This is a genomic window from Methylophaga sp. OBS1, from assembly GCF_026319365.1.
In genome coordinates this window covers 400,749-418,873 of the sequence record NZ_JAPDMS010000001.1, presented here as the reverse complement: position 1 = coordinate 418,873, position 18,125 = coordinate 400,749, and the positions used below count along the sequence as shown (strand labels likewise).

Here is an 18,125-nt window from a genome sequence, read left to right as displayed (position 1 = left end):
TCCCAGATAAAAATAAATAAAAACAGTTACTTGATATATTTTTTGCTACAAAAGTAAATTTTTTAACATTTTGAGTGGGGGAAAGTTCAGAATCAACTCGTCTTAGATGTATTTGGTAATCAATCGTATTAGCAACTACAAGAGAAGCATCTATGACTTACACTGAACATTTCCTGAGAAATTCCAAACGTCGTGTTCTTGCCGCGGCCATCACAGTGGCATTATCGCCAATGGCGCAAGTTGTTGCAGCCGAGACCGCACCCAATCCGGACAGCAGTAGTCAGAGATTACAAACCTGGGATTTAAATATTCCGGCAAAACCTTTACCCCAGGCTATCGCCGATCTCTCAGCGCAAACCGGTATCCAGGTACTCTACACAGAACAAAGTGCGTTTGATCAACAAAGCCAGGTATTGAACGGCAGTTATACCCTGCAAGCTGCTTTGGATCAGTTACTGGCAGGCAGCGGCCTGACAGCAAGGTTTACCGCTGATAATGCCGTTACGGTTGAAAAGGCAGCATCTACTCGGAATCCAGATAATTATGCATTACCTGCGATCCAGGTTCAGGAAACGCACCTCGGCCTCAACACAGAGGCTACTGATTCTTATGCTACTGGTGCCGTCAGCCTTGGAAAGGGTGTTGAAGATTTGCGGGAGATCCCGCAATCGGTCAGTGTGATTACCAGTCAATTAATTAAGGATAAAAATCTGTTAACGCTGAAAGACGCAATGCAAAATACTACGGGTGTCAGCGTTAAGACTTATGGTACTGGTACCGCCAACTATATTATGCGGGGTTTTGAGATCAACACCATCAATATTGACGGTATTGAAAGTTCAGCTACTGGTACAGGGACACATGGGCATGGTGCGCCTGATCTGGCCGCGTATGAACGTGTTGAAGTTTTACGTGGCCCAGCAGGGCTACTACAAGGCTCGGGGGAGCCGGGTGGTTTTATCAACCTGGTTCGTAAACGCGCGCTGGCTGAGCACAAGGTGGCTTTTCGTGGCTCTGCTAATTCCTGGCCCGGTTACCGCACTGATCTGGATGTGACGGGATCTTTAAACGATGCCGGCACATTGCGGGGGCGTGCTGTCGCTGCCTATGAAGATGGTGACTCACATATTGACGACGTCGAGATGGAGAAAAAAGTGTTCTATGGCACGCTGGAACTGGACCTGAGCAGTGACACTACAATCTCCGTTGGTGCCAGCTTGGAAGATACCGATGACACACCTTATGTGGGGGTGCCTTTGTACGCTGATGGTTCGTTTGCCCCCATCTCTCGCGATTTATATACCGGTACCAGCTTTAACTACAAAGAAAGTCGCCTGCGTCGGCAGTTTGTTGAGCTTGAGCATCGCTTTGATTCCGGTGCTGAAGCCGTGGTGACAATGAATCACTCTGATCGTGATATGAAATATTTGCTCAACTACACCACCTCGCCAATTGATCCGGTCACAGGTAATGTTGATCGCTGGTCGCTGTCGGCAGATCAGGAACTGGCAGAGAACAGTTTTGATGCTCATATCAACTTGCCCGTCAACATCCTGGGCATGAAACACAAAGTACTGCTGGGCGCTAACGGAAGCCATTCAGAAAACAATAACAAAGGCTACATGCGTGACGTGGCCTATCCATCCATCAATGTGTTTGATCCGGGCTCAGTCAGCAATCCAGTGCCTAACCTGGTACCAGCCTACTCACGGGGTAAAACGGATACCCGTGAGCGGGGGCTTTACTTCAAAACCACTTCCAATCTGACCGAAGCAACCAAGTTGATTTTGGGGGGGCGAGTTACCGATTGGAAAACCGATGCTATGGGGTCGGTGTCCGAGTTTGATAATGAATTCACACCATACGGTGGCCTGGTTTATGATTTGAATGACACGACCACGCTGTATGTCAGTGCGGCCGAATCCTTCGTCCCGCAAACCAATCTGGATGCCAATGAAAAACTGCTCGACCCGAGAACCGGCACCCAGTATGAGATCGGTATGAAAGGCATCCTTAATAACGGCGCTGCCAACTACCAAATGGCCGTGTTCGAGTTGACTGATAAGAACCGTGCTATCAATGACCCCAATAACCCGACTTTTTCTATTGCCGGCGGCAAGGTTCGCGCCCGTGGTTTTGAAGCCGAGATTTCCGGCAGCCTGTTTGACAAGCTGGACGTTTTGGCCGGCTATGCCTATACCGATACCGAGCAACTCGAAGCCGCTGATCCGGATGCAGAAGGCAATATCTTTAATCCCGATGCGCCGGAACACAGCCTGAGACTGTGGGGTAAATATAACTTTAACCAGCAGTGGGCTGCGGGTCTGGGCGCCGAGTACAACAGCGGTACCTTCTATGAGTCAGGCAATGTTAAATGGGAGCAGGGCGGTTACACAACGTTGTCTGCGATGGTGGCTTACCAACTCAGTAATGACAGCCGTTTCATTCTAAATGGCACTAACTTGACTGATAAACGCTATTACAGCCGGGTGTCTGGACCTACCCGTCAAAGTTATTTCGGTGAGCCATTGAAAGTTACCCTGACTTTTGAAACGCAATTCTGAGAGCACTTGCCAATACAGCGCTTCCGGCACTACCCGGAAGCGCTAATCTATAAACCATACTCAAATCAATCCCATGAGCATATGGCAGGCATTGCTATGACGCTGGCCGCTACTTTATACGTCATCTGCTCAGCTGTATTACTGGTAACTTAGACATCAGTTATATCATTGACGGTGTCGATATCCCGATAAATACCCTCGTCAGGGCTGTTGATAAGCAAGATTTGGCCGGCATAGACAGACAGAATGTCTCGTGCGCCCTTATCACCGTTTAAAGCCAGTAGTTGCGGCAAAAATGCAGCCGCAAAGCCGACCGGGTGACCACGACGACCGTTATATTCAGGCTGGGTTATCGCCGCGCCTTCTTGTAGAAGTGCTTGTGACTCTGCAATCACAGGGGATTGAATAAAAGGCATATCAGCCAGTCCAACCAGCCAGCCATCGGCCTGCTGATTGGCTTTGATGCCCCTGACCAGTGAGGCGGCCATCCCCTTGTGCGCATTCTCGGCGGTTATCAGTGTTAAGCGGGATGAAAATGGTGACTGACTAAGCAGATTGAGCAGGGCGGTATTATCAGCCCGGATAACCACATTGACTTGAGGAAACACTTCAAGCCAGGGATTTAAAGCATGCAAAATCAGTGGCTTGGCCTCACTCTGATAAGACATGACATGAAGCAGCTTATCACTGCCAAAGCGGCGTGATTGACCGGCTGCCAGCAGAATAGGGCAGATGGATCGTGCTGTCATTCAACCGTTACTGACTGCACGGACAACGGGTTGCTGCTGTGATTGCTGGCTTTTGCGTCTCAGCTTAATCAGCTGTGCCAGGATGGAAACGGCAATCTCAGCCGGGATTTTACTGCCGATATCCAGGCCCACCGGACCATGCAGGCGGTCAATCTGTTCTGGCGTCAGATCAAACATGGCCAGTCGTTCCCGACGTTTGGCATTGGTACGGCTGGAACCTAAAGCACCAATAAAAAACGCCTCTGATTTCAGTGCTTCCAGTAAAGCCATGTCGTCGAGCTTGGGATCATGGGTCAGGGTAATAATGGCGGTATGCTGATCCGGTGCGATTTTGACCACTGCGTCATCGGGCATCATCGGCAGTAACTCGCCATCTTCAGCCAACCAGGTTTGTTGCATGTCCTCACGTGGCTCGGCAACCAGCACCTGGTAATCCAGTGCCGAGGCCATTTTGGCTAAATAACCGGAAGTTTCACCGGCACCGATCACCAACAGGCGGGCACGTGGACCATAGCTGAAAGTCAGCTCTGTAGCTTTTTCCTGAACCAGATGTTCACTGTCTGCCAGCTCAATAAAGCTTTTTGCCTGAACGAGATCAAGCCGGCGCTGAATAGTCCGGCGCTGTTCAATCGTTTCCAGCACTTGTTTCACCCAGCTGATGTCTGTCACTTTCTCCAAAGAAAGGCGCAAAGTGCCGCCGCAGGGGAGACGAAACCGGTCACGTTCCTCAACCGATTCACCATAAGTCAACAGCCTCAGTTTTGTTCCGGCCAGTTCTCCCGACAGAACCTTGTCTTTGAGATCTTCTTCTATGCAGCCACCCGAGACTGAGCCGATAAGGGCGCCATCCTGCCGGATGGCGCACATCGCACCGGGTTGTCTGGGGCTGGAGCCATAGGTTTTTATCACCGTGCTCAGCCAGACAACGTGACCAGCTTCGTGCCAACTTAGTACCTGCCGCAAAACCGTGATATCGGTGCTTTGCATCTAGGCCTCCAGTTGATAACGGATGGGCAGGTTACGGATGCGCTTCTTGGTCGCGTTGAAAATGGCATTACACAAGGCCGGCGCAATTGGTGGCATGCCGGGTTCACCAACACCGCCAAGCGGCTGGTTGTAATCTTTGGCTGGTACAAAGTGGACATTGATTCTGCCCGGTGCGCCATCCATTCGGGTGACCTGGTAACCATCAAAGTTATCCTGTTCTGCCACACCGTCCTTGAAGCTGATTTCTCCCAGCATGGCAAAGCTGATCCCCATCACACAGGCACCCTCCAGCTGTGAACGGATACGCTCAGGATTCACCTGCGGCCCGCAGTCGATAGCAATATCGACCTGGGGTATCGTGACTTCACCGTCATCATTGACCTCAACCTCGACCACAGCGGCGACATAGGAAACAAAGCTGTAGTGAGCAGCCAGACCCTGACCTTTACCGGACGGTAATGACTTGCCCCAACTGGCTTTGTCTGTGACAAGCTCAACAACCCGGCGCAGGCGACCCGTGTCGATGGGGTAAATCTCCGGTGACTGACCATAATTCCAATCATCCTGTAGGGTGCGCGGGTCAATCTGACGATCATCACCAATCAGTTCCAGCAGCAGTTCCTTGTGATCACGTTGCTGTTGATGCGCCATTTCTGCGATAAACGATTGCACGGCAAAGGCATGAGGCAGATTGGAGACCGAACGGAACCAGCCAATTCGGGTATGGTTTTTAGCAGCTGGGTTTTCCAGCTGAATATTAGGAATGGCATAAGGGATATTCACCACGCCCATACCGATTTCGATCGGCATTTGATGCTCAGAGCTGGCATCAAAAGTCGATGAGATCGAAGGCGCGACGGTACGATGCAACCAGGCCTGGGTTTTACCGTTCTCATCAAATGCGGCTTCCAGGTGTTCGTAAGACACCGTGTGATAGTAGGCATGCTGGATATCGTCTTCACGTGTCCAGACCAGTTTGACCGGTTTGCCATCCATCGCTTTGGAGGTCAGGGCCGCCTCAACCAGATAGTCAGGCTTGGATTTACGTCCGAAACCGCCGCCAAGCAAGGTGACATTCACGGTGACCTGTTCTGGTTTGAGTTCCAGCCACTTGGCCACGGTATCCACGCTGGCCTGGGGGTTTTGTGTCGAAGCCCAAAGCTCACAGGCATTGCCCTTGAAATGGGCTGTCGCTACAGGCGGCTCCATCGGTGCCTGTGCCAGGTGCGGAATGTAGTAGCCGGCACTGAGGGTCGATTCAGCATTTTCCAGTGTCTTGTATGCATCACCGAGCTGTCTCAGGACTTTGCCACCTTTTTGTTTGGCTGACTGTTCCAGCGTTTGACGAAAAGCCTTTGAGTCATAGTCGCTGTTCGGGCCTTTGTTCCACTCGATCTTGAGTTTTTTACGGCCTTCCATCGCTGCCCAGGTATTCTCGGCAACCACGACCACCCCACCCAACGGGTTGAATACCGCAGGCGGCGGGGAAGAGGGCAGAGTCAGCGTTTTAATCACGCCCGGGACTTTCAATGCTTCACTATCATCAAAGGATTTTAGCGTGTCGCCATAAGCGGGCGGATGAGCAACGACGGCATAGACCATGTCATTGAGGCGAACATCCATGCCATATTCGGCTTGGCCGGTGGCGATGGCGTGACCGTCGATATTCTTACTGCTGTTTTTGCCGATGTAGCGAAAATCTTCAGCTGATTTATATTGCAGACTGGAGCGTTCCGGCACGTCTAACTGGGCAGCTGCCTGAGCCAGTTCGCCATAGCCCATTTTGCGGCCTGAAGGCGGGTGGATCACTTCATGATTCAGCGCTTTCACTTCTGAGACCGGTACTGCCATCATCGCCGCCGCTGCTGTTTCCAGCATCATGCGGGCGGCTGAGCCCACATTGCGCATCGGCATGAAGAAGTGGCGAACACTGCGGGATCCATCGGTGTTCTGATTGCCATATTTTTGCTCATGACCCGGCGCCTGAACGACTTTGACCCGCTCCCAGTCAGCCTCCATTTCATCGGCCACCACCATAGGCAGGCTGGTACGTACCCCCTGACCCATTTCTGCACGGTGGGCAACGATGGTGACAGTGCCGTCCTCAGCAATCGACACGAACACTAGTGGATTATCAACCCAGCCGTTAGGCATGGCATCTCGGCCATATTTGGGCTTTTCTTCTTCGGCGGACAGCCCCGGCAGACCGACGGCCAATACCAGACCACTCAGCGCAAAACCTTTGACAAAACCGCGGCGGCTGATGTTAACGATGTTATCCTTCATGACCGGCCCCCAGTTTGTTGGCTGCCTGTTTGATGGCATCACGAATGCGGGTATAGGTGCCGCAGCGACAGATATTGCCGCTCATGGCGTTGTTGATATCCTCATCACTGGGTTTGGGATTGGTGTTGAGCAGCGCGGTGGCAGAAACTATCTGACCGGACTGACAGTAACCACATTGGGGCACATTCTTTTCCAGCCAGGCAGCCTGAATGGCGCGACCCGCGGGTTGCTCAGAGATTGCCTCAATCGTAGTCAGTTTTTTGTTTTCGGCCTGTTTGATCGGGGTCACACAGGAGCGGATGGGCTGACCATCAAGCATCACAGTGCAGGCGCCGCACAGTGACTGCCCGCAACCGAATTTGGTGCCGGTCATGCCTAAAACATCACGAAGCGCCCACAGGATGGGCATATCCTCAGGCACATCAACCTGATGGACCTGCTCATTGATAGTGATTTTCATACACAATCCCTTAAATTTGAAAACGCGTTTGATTTTTTATTGTGTTAACTGGCTGTCAGGTGTGACCGGGCATCTTTGCTGGGCGGCACCCCGAATAAACGACTGTACTCACGGCTGAATTGAGACACGCTGGAATAGCCGACATGCATGCAGGCGGTGCTGACATCCATCATTCTTGTCAGCATGATTTGCTTGGCTTCGTGCAGTCGCAACTCTTTCTGAAACTGCAGTGGCGTCATGCGCGTGACATTTTTGAAGTGGGTGTGAAACGCAGACACACTCATATTGCTGAGCGTGGCCAGTTCCTCCACTTTCATCGGTTCTTTAAAATGTTCGCGGATCCAGCTGATGGCTTTGGATATTCTTTGCAGACTGGAATCGGTGGACGCAATCTGTGCCACCAGGGTACCGATATCACTACGCAGCAGTCGGATGAAGATTTCATCGATAATCAGTGGCTGCAGAAACTCGGCATCTTCAGGTTGTGCCAGCAGCTCAAGCAGACGAGTGCCGGCTTCGACAATCTTCGGATTAGCCTTACCGATAAACAAAGCTCGTGGATGCTGCACCCGGGGCACTCCGTGGGGGAAAGCTTTTAAAGTGAGCTCGGCCAGCTTCTGCGGTTCAATATCGACAATCAGACATAGATAAGGCTCGGCTTCACTGGCTCTTAAAATTTTGGCCGAGACCGGCACCTCGGTGGAGTAGACCGCCATTCGGGAGTTATCGTAGTCGTAAACATCCTGTCCGATCAGGACCCGCTTGGCACCCTGCGCAATAATGCACATGCCCGGATTGGTCACCGCCCGGGTCGGGTTGGTGTCGGTATTGGCGGTGCGGAGCAGGTGCACGCCGGGCAGTGGCAGATCAAACAGACCGTCATGCGGTGCATAGCGACTGATGAGTTTAGCCAGTGCCGCACGGGCATCAGCACTGTCATCGCTGCTGGCAGCGTGCGCTTCTTTGTGGTTTAATTCAGTCATGGTCAACCTACCGCTGTGGCCGTGATAGCATGGAAATTATCAATCTTTAATTCTAGAGACTGACAGCTTGTCTGACTTGCCTGAAGCTACAGCCTTGTTGACTGATTCTCCAGTAAACCCGTCCGATATGAATAACTGACCACCACGGATAAATTCAGTTCTCAGCTTTTTACCTGCCAACCACCACCTAGCGCCTTGTAAATGGCAATCAGGTTCAGCACGGCACTGATTTCACTTCCGGCCAGAGTATCTTCGGTTTCCAGTAAAGTTCGCTCGGCATCCAGCACATCCAGAAAATCATCATAGCCTTCATCAAAACGTTGTCGTGCCAGCTCGGCAGAATGTTGGGCTGACTTTGCCGCCTGTTGCAGGGTCGCCCGGCGTTCCTCTTCGCGGGCAAAATCACTGACCGCAGTCTGTGTTTCTTCCAAAGCCGCCAGTACCGTTTTGTCGTAGTTCGCCAGTTGGGCGAGACTGCGGGCATCAGCCTGATCGATACGGGCACGAATGCTGTCACGGTTGAATACCTGCCATTGCAGGGAAGGACCCAGTGAACCAGCTAGCGCCGAAGTGCCGAAGCTGCTGAGATTGGTGGCGACAAAACCCAGCGAGCCAAGCAGGCTGACTTTCGGGAACAGATCAGCAACAGCGACATTATAAGCCGCGACACTGGCCGCCAGATTGCGCTCTGCCGCGCGAATATCAGGACGTCGTTTGAGTAATGACTCAGCATCACCCACAGCCAGCGTCACCGGCAATTCAGGCAGTGGCGCTTTTTCTGATAATCGCTTACGCAAGGCGTCCGGTACCTGTCCTGTCAGCACTGATAAACGATTGATGGCGGCAGATACCGCTGCCTGCAGCGGGGGGATAGTCGACTTGGTGAGGGTCAACTGGGTTTCAGCTCGGGACACATCCAGCGCTGTAGCGCGACCATTATCCAGGAGCACTTGCGTCAGTTCATAGGTTTCAGCCTGGTTGCTCTGGTTACGCTCGGCAATATCCAGCCGGTGCTGGGCACCGCGAAGTTCGATGTAGGCTCTGGCAACCTCTGCAGCAATGGTGACATAAATCTGCTGTAAATCCGCTTCGGCAGATTCCGTCAAAGCCTGCTGTGCTTCAACCCTAGATGATACACGGTTGAACAGATCCAGTTCCCAACTGGCATCAAAGCCCGCCTGGAAACTGTTATTGGTTCTGGGCAGGTTGGTCCCATTGGAGCTCTCCTGCGAATTCAGGTTACGCGAGGCATCGCCGGTGGCATCGACAGCAGGCTGACGGTCATAACCGACTTCACGACGCAAAGCCCGGGCTTCCTGCAGATTGGCGTAGGCGATCCGCACATCCGGATTAGCATTGAGCGCGGTGTTGACCAATTCGGTCAGCAGGGGATCATTAAATTCACGCCACCAGTCGGCAACCGGTTTTTTGTTGGCCTGAACACGATCATTACCGGCCTGTTGCAGTTCAGTTTCCGACACCGCCTCGGGCGTTTCCGGTGCCTGATAATCGCGAAATGAGGCGCAGCCGCCGGCTGCCATGAGAACCCCGATAAGTAGCGCTAGTAAAGGTCGCTTTGTCATTAAACAGACTCCGAAGACAGGTTATCCGAGGTCTTTTTGACCCGAATCAGTGCCAGTTTGCGGCACAACACATAAAACACCGGCGTGAATATCAAGCCGAAGGCGGTCACACCGAGCATGCCGGAGAACACGGCCACCCCCAGCGCCTGGCGCATTTCCGCACCGGCACCGGTGGCAATCACCATCGGCACCACGCCCAGAATGAAGGCGAAGGAGGTCATCAGAATCGGGCGCAGGCGAAGCCGCGCCGCTTCCACCGCCGCCTGCCACATATCACGACCCTGATCTTCCAGTTCGCGGGCAAACTCGACAATAAGAATGGCGTTTTTAGAGGCCAGCCCCACCAGGACCACCAGACCGATCTGGGTCAGGATGTTGTTATCCATACCGGCCATATAGACGCCGGTAATGGCCGACAGCAGACACATCGGCACAATCAGAATAATGGACAGTGGCAGCGTCCAACTCTCGTACTGGGCGGCCAGCAGCAGAAAGACAAACACCACCGCCAGCACAAAGGCGAGGACCGCCGTATCGCCGGTCGATTTCTGCTGATAGGCAATCTCTGTCCACTCATAACCAATGCCGTCAGGCAGGATCTGCGCGGCCAGATCTTCCATCGCGTTCAGCGCTTCACCCGAGCTGTAGCCGGGACTGGCACTGCCCATTACACCGGCCGCCGGATACAGATTGTATCGCGGCACACGGGAGGGGCCAGAGGTGTTTTCCACTGTGGCAAAAGAGCCAATCGGCACCATATCACCGTTGTTATTGCGCACCCGGATTCGCAATGCATCATCAATGCTGAGGCGTTCTTCGGCTTCCGCCTGCGCTGTGACCCGGAAAGTTCTGCCCAGGTAATTAAAGTCATTGATATAGACCGACCCGATAAAGACTTCCAGCGCTTCAAACACGTTATCCACCGGTACGCCCAGACGCTCAGCCTTATTGCGGTCAATATCCAGGTAAAGCTGTGGATTATTGGTATTGAAGAAAGTAAACGCTGCTGTCGTGGCCGGACTGTCAGGGCTGTTGGCAGCCGCTGCCATATCTTTGGCTGCCTGTTCCAGCACAGCCAGACCGCGCCCACCCTGGTCCTGTAACATCATTTTAAAACCACCGGCATTCCCGATACCGGGAACAGGCGGTCGCTCAAACACGGCAATCTGAGCATTTTTGAACGAGCCCGCAACAGCACGCATATTGTCCAGAATGCTTTGATATTCAATGCCTTCAGCGAGCCGCTTATCAAATGACTCGAGTGGCGTGAAGATGACCGCGGCATTGGATTGCAGCGTACGGGTCGCGCCGGAGAAACCGGTAAAACCCACCGTATTGGCAAGGCCCGGCACCTTCAACATTTCGCTACTAACGGCCTGGACTACCTCATCGGTTTCAGTTAGAGACGCACCTTCCGGCAGCGTAATCGCAACAATCAGCGAGCCCTGGTCCTGTGATGGAATAAAGCCTGTCGGCACACGGTCGAACTGAAACGCGGTCAGCGTCATCAGACCGCCGTAAATCAGCAGCATGATAAAGCCCATGCGAATGGTTTTGCCGACAAACCAGCCATAACGATTCGACAGCCCGTTCATGCCTTTATTGAAACCATTAAAGAAGGCTTTGACCGGTGACTTGTACCATTTGACCGGTTTGTGGTCATGCGGCTCCACCTTCATCAGTATGGCGGCCAAAGCAGGGGACAGGGTCAGCGATACTGCCACCGAAATCATCGTGGCCACGGCCACGGTGAGACCGAAAGCCTGGTAGAATTTGCCCGAAATCCCCTCCAGGAACAGGGTTGGCAGGAACACCGCGACCAGGACCAGTCCCATCGCAATCAGCGCGGAACCGACCTCATCCATCGTTTTACGGGCGGCATCACGGGGTGAAAGACCATTGCGCAGGTTGCGTTCCATATTTTCTACAATGACGATGGCATCATCGACCACGATACCAATCGCCAGCACCAGACCGAACAGGGTCAGGTTATTGAGCGAATAGCCGAGCGCCGACATCACGGCAAAGGTCCCGATCAAAGACACCGGAATCGCCACAATCGGAATAATGGCAGCGCGCCAGGTCTGCAGAAACACCAGAATGACGATCACCACCAGGAACACGGCTTCATACACGGTCAGTTCAACCGCTTCAACCGACTGTTCAATAAACTCGGTGGGGTTATAAGCAAACTCGTATTCGATTCCGGGCGGGAAATCCTTGGCGATATCGATCATTTCAGCCTTGAGGGCCTGGGTGGTAGCAATCGCATTGGATCCCGGACGCTGGTAGATAGGCAGCGCCACGGCCGGTTTTTCACCCAGGTAGCCTTTGGTGACATACTCCTGAGCACCGAGTTCAATACGGGCCACATCTTTCAGGCGAACAATCCGGCCTTCCTCGGCTTTCACGATAACTTCCCCGAACTGTTGCGGGGTTTCCAGCCGGCCCTGAGTCTGCACAATGTATTCGTAGTAGTTCTGTTCCTTTTGCGGTGCACTGTTGAGCGTGCCACTGGCAACCTGCACGTTCTGACTCCGGAGGGCATTAATGATGTCGCCGGCCGCGATATTATAGGATTGCAGCAATGCCGGTTTCAGCCAGATCCGCATCGCATAATCAGCAGCACCAAATACCCGGACCTCACCGACACCTTCAATCCGGCGCAGGCGATCACGAACATTAAGCACGCCATAGTTAGCCAGGTAGTTCTGGTCATAAGTGCCATCCGGGGAGGACATATTGACTACCAGCATCAGATCCGGGGTGTTTTTACGGGTTGTCACCCCCATGCTACGGACGACTTCCGGCAAGCGCGGTTCAGCAATCGCCACCCGGTTTTGAACCAGCACCTGGGCGGTATCCAGATCCGTACCCAGTTCAAAGGTGATAGTGAGGGTCATACTGCCGTCGGCTGAAGCCTGTGAATGCATATAGAGCATGCCTTCGACACCGTTCACTTCCTGCTCAATCGGTGTGGCTACCGTTTCTGCCACCGTTTCGGCGGTGGCCCCCGGGTAATTGGCCGAAACCTGGATGGTGGGGGGAGCCACTGAAGGATATTGCTCAATCGGCAGGGTAAAAAAGGCCATCGCACCGACGATCACGGTCATGATAGACATCACCGTGGCAAATATCGGTCTGTCGATAAAAAACTTGGGAAATTGCATAAAAATTCCTTATTCCTGATCCGTCCGTTGCTCAGAACCTGTACCTTCCGCCTGCACCAGGGTATCGGGCTCTTGCCACGCTAACTCAACAGGATTAGGAGTGACGGGCTGGTCCGCCTGACGGATCCGCTGAATGCCGTTAATCACCACGCGTTCATCGCCGCTCAATCCCTCGCTGACCACAATCAGATCGTTATCCAGAAGGTTGCCGATCTGCACATACTGCCGCTGTACGATGTCTTTACTATCAACAACATAGACGAACTTTTTATCCTGGTCGGTATTGATGGCCTTTTCCGGCAGCAGAATCGCTTCGTAATTGGCCCTGCCCAACAGACGGGCACGGCCGAACAGGCCCGGGTAGATAATGCCGTTGTCATTGTTGACGGTGGCGGTCGCCTGAATGGTGCCGGTGGAATTATCAACGGCATTGTCGACAAAGTGCATCTTGCCCTGGTGGTAGAATTTATCTTCATCCAGCAGTTTGATGTAAATGGGATTCGGCGCGGAATCGCTGCTTGGACGTTGACCGGCCCGATCCAGACGCAGATATTTGAGCAGATCAGTCTGCGAGCCTTCAAAGCGGAAATGTATCGGATTGGTGCTGACGATGCGGGTTAATACCGTTTCGTTTTCTTCCACCATATTGCCGACATCCACGTAACTGTCACTGACCTTGCCATCAATCGGCGAGGTGACTTCGGTAAAGGCCATTTGCAAACGTGCGTTGTCCAGCGAAGATTTGGCAATCTGTAACTCCTGAAAGCGCCGATCAGCTTCTTCCTGAGAAATCGCCCGGCTCTCACGTAGATTCTGGGCGCGTTCCCATTCTTTCTGTGCCAGTTGGTGCTGTGCTTCTATCCGCTGTAGTTCATAGCTGAATGGGCGCGGGTCAATGACGTAGAGCACATCGCCTTTTTTGACCATCTGTCCGTCTTTGAATCTTTTTTCCACCAGATAACCGGTGACGCGGGCACGTAATTGCACATCGTTGATGGCTTCAAAACGCCCTGTGAACTCATCCCAGTCGGTCAGCGTCTGTTTTAAAGGTGTCGCTACATCCACTTCCGGCGGCGGGGGTGGACTTGGGGCAGCGTCGGCATTCTGTGTGCTATCCGTGCAGGCTGTGGAGGCCAATGTCATTAAAAAGACTAAAGCTGAAAATGAAAGTCGCATGCTTAAACTCCATGGCAGATTGCGTCTAATGAACGCATACATTTATTAAAATCCGGTTAATTGATTGGCCCTGGCCAGGAAAAACAGACCTGCTGAATGCTGTGCCCGAGGTCTCAGGCCGTCATTGGGCTGAGGAAAGTGATTAGCATTGTAGGTGGATGCGCAGAGACAAGCTTGCCCAAAACTACAGGCTTATTGATTGATTCTCGTTAACCCAGGCTTTTTTTGAAACGGCTTCGCTGCCGGAATGAGGCTGGGCAATGCGCGCTTTTTCAGGCTATTCAGGCGCATTGTATAAGTTGCTTTTAAACAAATACGGACTGCCGAATAAGCCAAGTACTGTCAGCAGAAAGGCACCCGCTGAAAGCACGGCAGCGGAGGGATAAATAAAGTCACAAATTGACCGCTGAAATTTGCTTTGGTGTTACACAATCATATGGCTTAAAAGTGAAATGCTCGGATCAAAGCCTCAAGCCGTTTGCAATCGACGCCACCGTCAGCAACGCCACGTCAATGGCGAGGAAGAGCAGCCCGTTCAGCGTTGCTCACGCCCATGCGGCTGATTCAGATCCAGTACCGGCCCGGCAGGCACAATCCCGGTGGGATTAATTGTGCCGTGGCTGCGGTAGTAATGCTGTTTGATATGGGCCATATTGACGGTGTCGGCGACACCCGGCCATTGATATAACTCACGTAGGTAGCCTGACAGGTGGGGATAATCCGCAATCCGCCGCAGATTGCATTTGAAGTGGCCAACATAGACCGGATCAAACCGGAGCAGGGTGGTGAATAGGCGCCAGTCGGCTTCCGTCAGTTGATCGCCGACCAGATAGCGCTGCTGTGACAGACGCTCGTCAATCCTATCCAGGGCTTCGAATAACGGTATGACGGCTTCTTCGTATGCTTCCTGCGTGGTGGCAAAGCCGGCTTTATAAACGCCATTATTGATCCGGTCATAAACCTCATCATTAATTGCATCAATCTCTGACCGCAGTGCTTCAGGATAATAATCACCGGCTTCGGCGCCCAGCCCGTCAAAGGCTGTGTTGAACATACGGATAATCTCGGCAGACTCATTATTCACAATCGTATCCTGCTGCTTGTCCCACAGTACCGGCACGGTCACCCGGCCGCTAAAGTCAGGCTGAGCAGCGGTATAGATTTGATGCAGGAAGTCGGCATCGTGGACTGGATCGGCTATCACGCCGTCTCCGCTTTCAAAAGTCCAGCCATGCTCTCCCATGTACGGATTCACCACCGATAGTGAAATTATTGATTCCAAACCTTTCAATTTACGGAATATCAATGTCCGGTGGGCCCAGGGGCAGGCCAGTGAGACGTAGAGATGATAACGATCCTTTTCTGCTTTAAAGCCAGCATTGCCGCTGGGGCCGGGCTGACCGTCCGGCGTCACCCAATGACGAAACTGGGATTCACTGCGTTTGAATCGGCCCTGATTGGATGCCGTGTCGTACCAGCGGTCATACCACTTCCCGTCAATAAGCAGTCCCATGAAACGTCTCCTGTTGATCAATATAATGGCTAATCTGGCTATTAGTTGCGGCGAAGGTTCCAACAGACCAGTCCAGAACTTTACTGTCATACGAGGATTGGGCAGAGTGGGCGTGAACTTGTGGACCCGATTTACTTCAAACACACAGCAACACTGGATACCGCATGAAAAAAAGCTTAATTGCGCCACTCTCTCTGATTCTATTGCTGACAGGCCTTTGCCTGGTCGCGGCATACTACGTTCAGGACTTCCGTTTTGATGCCTCGGAAGACACGCTGGTGGCAGAGGGCGATCCGGAGCTGGCCTATTACCGTGATGTTAGTGAACAGTTTGGCGGCGAAGGCTTCCTGGTGCTGACCTATACGCCCACAAACCAGCCTTTAATCAGTCCGCAGAGCATTCAAAACCTGCAGCAGTTGGTCGGTCAACTGGAGGAAATTGATGGCGTCAGTAATGTGGATTCAATGCTGGAAGCGCCGTTACTGCAAAGCCCCCATGTGCCGGTCTCGGAACTGGCAACAGGCTTTCGCACACTGCTGTCAGATGATGTGGATTTAAGCCTGGCCAGAGAAGAGCTGACGCAAAGCCCGTTATTCCGCAATCTGTTGATATCAGAAGAGGGTCAGACTACCGCAATCCGTATTCAGTTAGAACCGGATCACGCACTCGCTGAAATTAGAGAACAGCGTCGTGCGTTACGGAAGATTGAGAACCCAACAGAGGAACAACAGCTTCAGCTGGCCTCGGTCGAGGAGCGCTATCAAAAAGTCTACAGCCAGCATCTACAGGACAGGGAACAGTTAATCAGCCAGATTCGGGCGGTACGAGACAACGTAAGTGATGATGTGAAAGCCTATCTCGGCGGGATTCCGATGATTGCCGCCGACATGATCAGCTACGTGAAGCAGGATGTGGTGATTTTCGGCAGCATTGTGATTGCCCTCATTTCTGCGATGCTGTTCTGGCTATTCCGACAGTTACGCTGGGTGTTATATCCGCTTGCCAGCACCGGCGTGACCATTTTTCTGACCACAGGTATTCTGGGCTTTTTACAGCAGCCGACCACGGTCGTTTCCTCCAACTATATCTCTCTGCTAACTATTTTCAGCATCTCCTTTGCGATTCACCTCATCGTTCGTTACCGCGAGTTGGGAAGCAAGAACCCAGACATGCCGCATCAGGCACTGGTGATCGAGACCATGAAAGATAAGCTGGCCCCCTGTGTTTATATGGCGCTGACCACCATGGTGGCATTCGGCTCATTGGTCACCAGTGATATCGTACCGGTGATGGATTTTGGCTGGATCATGAGTATCGGCATCCTGGTGTCATTTCTGGTGACGTACGCTTTGTTCGCCGGCATTTTACTGCTGCTGCCCAGAGCGGGTGACCATGCCCGCCTTCATGATGAACCACATCTCACCCATTTCCTGAGCGGTCTTGCCGTGAATCGTACCCGCCTGGTGTTAATCCTGATGCTGATTGTGTTTGTTGTGGCAACGCTCGGTATCGGCCGACTGAGCATGGATAATCGCTTTGTCGAATACTTCCGTGATCACACCGAAATTCATAAAGGGCTCGAATTTATTGATAAGAATCTGGGTGGCACCATGCCGATGGATATCATTCTCCAATTCCCGCCTTATCAAGAACCGGAAGAGGAGGAGACCAGCTTCTTCAGCACTGGTGCAGAAGATAGCAACGCCAGACTCTACTGGTTTACCCCCAACAAGATTCAATATTTGCGTGAGATGCATGACTACCTGGAGCGTAAAGAGGCTGTCGGTAAAATCATCTCGTTGGAAAACCTGGAACAGGTGGCACAGACCTACAATGATGGTGAGCCCCTGGGGCCGGTTGAGCTGGTTACGGCCATCAAAGCCATGCCTGAGCGGGTTTACCATGATCTGATTGAACCCTACGCCTCCCCCGAGACTGGCATGATGCGTATCACCCTGCGTCTGCATGAAACGGTGCCTGATTACACGATTGAGGGGCTGATTGAAGATATCGAACACCATGCGGTGAACGAACTCGGTTTTGCAGCAGAGGATGTTCGCATCACCGGCATGGCAGTACTGTTCAACGGTATGCTGCAGCACCTGTTTGATTCGCAGACATCCACCCTGGTATTTGTGATTATCGCGACATTGATCATGTTCATGCTGTTGCTGCGTTCCCTGACGCTGGCCGTACTGGGTTTGATTCCCAATGTGCTTGCCGCAGCGACTGCGCTTGGCCTGATGGGCTACCTGGGCATCCCGCTGGATGTGATGACGATTACCATTGCCGCGATTATTATCGGTATCGGGGTCGATGATGCGATTCATTATCTGCATCGCTTCCGGAAGGAATATGCGGCCAGCCATAATGTCCGAACTGCTGTCAGCCAGAGCCACCAGAGTATTGGCAATGCGATTTACTACACCTCGGTGACGGTCATTATCGGTTTTTCAGTGCTGGTGTTTTCCAATTTTATTCCCAGTGTCTATTTTGGTTTGATGACGGCACTGGCCATGATGCTGGCGCTGACCGCCAATCTGACCATTCTGCCTGGACTGTTGATTCTCGCTTACCAGTCAAAAGATAAGCAGCGAACTCAGGCCAGCGAAAACTGACTCATTCATTGAAATACCAACTACGGAAAAGGGATA

General features: G+C 52.5%; 11 protein-coding genes. 2 read left to right on the top strand and 9 right to left on the bottom strand.

Going from position 1 to position 18,125, the window contains the following annotated elements; all coding sequences use genetic code 11:
- Positions 1-152: 152 nt before the first annotated feature.
- Positions 153-2,564 (top strand): TonB-dependent siderophore receptor, encoded by a 2,412-nt coding sequence (locus OMQ46_RS02020; protein WP_266235410.1) that lies wholly within the window; start codon positions 153-155, stop codon positions 2,562-2,564.
- A gap of 149 nt (positions 2,565-2,713) precedes the next feature.
- On the opposite strand, the gene OMQ46_RS02015 is transcribed toward OMQ46_RS02020, so the two are convergent.
- The 9 genes from OMQ46_RS02015 to OMQ46_RS01975 all read right to left on the bottom strand — a co-directional run bounded on the left by OMQ46_RS02015 (position 2,714) and on the right by OMQ46_RS01975 (position 15,471).
- Positions 2,714-3,313 carry a nucleotidyltransferase family protein gene (locus OMQ46_RS02015; protein WP_266235408.1) on the bottom strand — a complete coding sequence of 200 codons (600 nt, stop codon included), beginning with the start codon at positions 3,311-3,313 and terminating at the stop codon, positions 2,714-2,716.
- On the bottom strand, positions 3,314-4,300 hold the full coding sequence (locus OMQ46_RS02010; RefSeq protein ID WP_266235406.1) for an XdhC family protein: 987 nt from the start codon (positions 4,298-4,300) through the stop codon (positions 3,314-3,316).
- Positions 4,301-6,586, bottom strand: coding sequence for a xanthine dehydrogenase family protein molybdopterin-binding subunit (locus tag OMQ46_RS02005; RefSeq protein ID WP_266235405.1), 2,286 nt, complete (start codon positions 6,584-6,586; stop codon positions 4,301-4,303). It lies immediately after the preceding gene.
- Complete coding sequence (locus OMQ46_RS02000) at positions 6,576-7,046, bottom strand: (2Fe-2S)-binding protein (protein ID WP_266235403.1); 471 nt, start codon at positions 7,044-7,046, stop codon at positions 6,576-6,578. The genes OMQ46_RS02005 and OMQ46_RS02000 overlap by 11 nt, the downstream gene beginning before the upstream one ends.
- Positions 7,047-7,090: 44 nt before the next feature.
- Positions 7,091-8,029 carry an AraC family transcriptional regulator gene (locus tag OMQ46_RS01995; RefSeq protein WP_266235402.1) on the bottom strand — a complete coding sequence of 313 codons (939 nt, stop codon included), beginning with the start codon at positions 8,027-8,029 and terminating at the stop codon, positions 7,091-7,093.
- A 161-nt stretch (positions 8,030-8,190) separates the two neighbouring features.
- Positions 8,191-9,612 (bottom strand): efflux transporter outer membrane subunit, encoded by a 1,422-nt coding sequence (locus tag OMQ46_RS01990; protein ID WP_266235400.1) that lies wholly within the window; start codon positions 9,610-9,612, stop codon positions 8,191-8,193.
- Positions 9,612-12,782, bottom strand: coding sequence for an efflux RND transporter permease subunit (locus OMQ46_RS01985; protein WP_266235398.1), 3,171 nt, complete (start codon positions 12,780-12,782; stop codon positions 9,612-9,614). The genes OMQ46_RS01990 and OMQ46_RS01985 overlap by 1 nt, the downstream gene beginning before the upstream one ends.
- Before the next feature lie 9 nt (positions 12,783-12,791).
- Entirely contained in the window at positions 12,792-13,958 is a 1,167-nt protein-coding gene (locus OMQ46_RS01980) for an efflux RND transporter periplasmic adaptor subunit (protein ID WP_266235397.1), read from the bottom strand.
- Between the two features lie 535 nt (positions 13,959-14,493).
- The gene (locus OMQ46_RS01975) at positions 14,494-15,471 is read right to left on the bottom strand and encodes a glutathione S-transferase family protein (protein WP_266235395.1); all 978 of its coding nucleotides are present in this window, start codon (positions 15,469-15,471) and stop codon (positions 14,494-14,496) included.
- 164 nt (positions 15,472-15,635) lie between these two features.
- Here OMQ46_RS01975 and OMQ46_RS01970 point away from each other — a divergent pair, with 164 nt between their 5' ends.
- On the top strand, positions 15,636-18,089 hold the full coding sequence (locus OMQ46_RS01970) for an efflux RND transporter permease subunit (protein WP_266235394.1): 2,454 nt from the start codon (positions 15,636-15,638) through the stop codon (positions 18,087-18,089).
- The last annotated feature ends 36 nt before the right edge of the window (positions 18,090-18,125 follow it).

Excerpts from the sequence above, each read along its gene's own strand:
- OMQ46_RS02020 (WP_266235410.1), top strand. The coding sequence starts at position 153 with ATGACTTACACTGAACATTTCCTGAGAAATTCCAAACGTCGTGTTCTT.
- OMQ46_RS02015 (WP_266235408.1), bottom strand. The coding sequence starts at position 3,313 with ATGACAGCACGATCCATCTGCCCTATTCTGCTGGCAGCCGGTCAATCA.
- OMQ46_RS02010 (WP_266235406.1), bottom strand. The coding sequence starts at position 4,300 with ATGCAAAGCACCGATATCACGGTTTTGCGGCAGGTACTAAGTTGGCAC.
- OMQ46_RS02005 (WP_266235405.1), bottom strand. The coding sequence starts at position 6,586 with ATGAAGGATAACATCGTTAACATCAGCCGCCGCGGTTTTGTCAAAGGT.
- OMQ46_RS02000 (WP_266235403.1), bottom strand. The coding sequence starts at position 7,046 with ATGAAAATCACTATCAATGAGCAGGTCCATCAGGTTGATGTGCCTGAG.
- OMQ46_RS01995 (WP_266235402.1), bottom strand. The coding sequence starts at position 8,029 with ATGACTGAATTAAACCACAAAGAAGCGCACGCTGCCAGCAGCGATGAC.
- OMQ46_RS01990 (WP_266235400.1), bottom strand. The coding sequence starts at position 9,612 with ATGACAAAGCGACCTTTACTAGCGCTACTTATCGGGGTTCTCATGGCA.
- OMQ46_RS01985 (WP_266235398.1), bottom strand. The coding sequence starts at position 12,782 with ATGCAATTTCCCAAGTTTTTTATCGACAGACCGATATTTGCCACGGTG.
- OMQ46_RS01980 (WP_266235397.1), bottom strand. The coding sequence starts at position 13,958 with ATGCGACTTTCATTTTCAGCTTTAGTCTTTTTAATGACATTGGCCTCC.
- OMQ46_RS01975 (WP_266235395.1), bottom strand. The coding sequence starts at position 15,471 with ATGGGACTGCTTATTGACGGGAAGTGGTATGACCGCTGGTACGACACG.
- OMQ46_RS01970 (WP_266235394.1), top strand. The coding sequence starts at position 15,636 with ATGAAAAAAAGCTTAATTGCGCCACTCTCTCTGATTCTATTGCTGACA.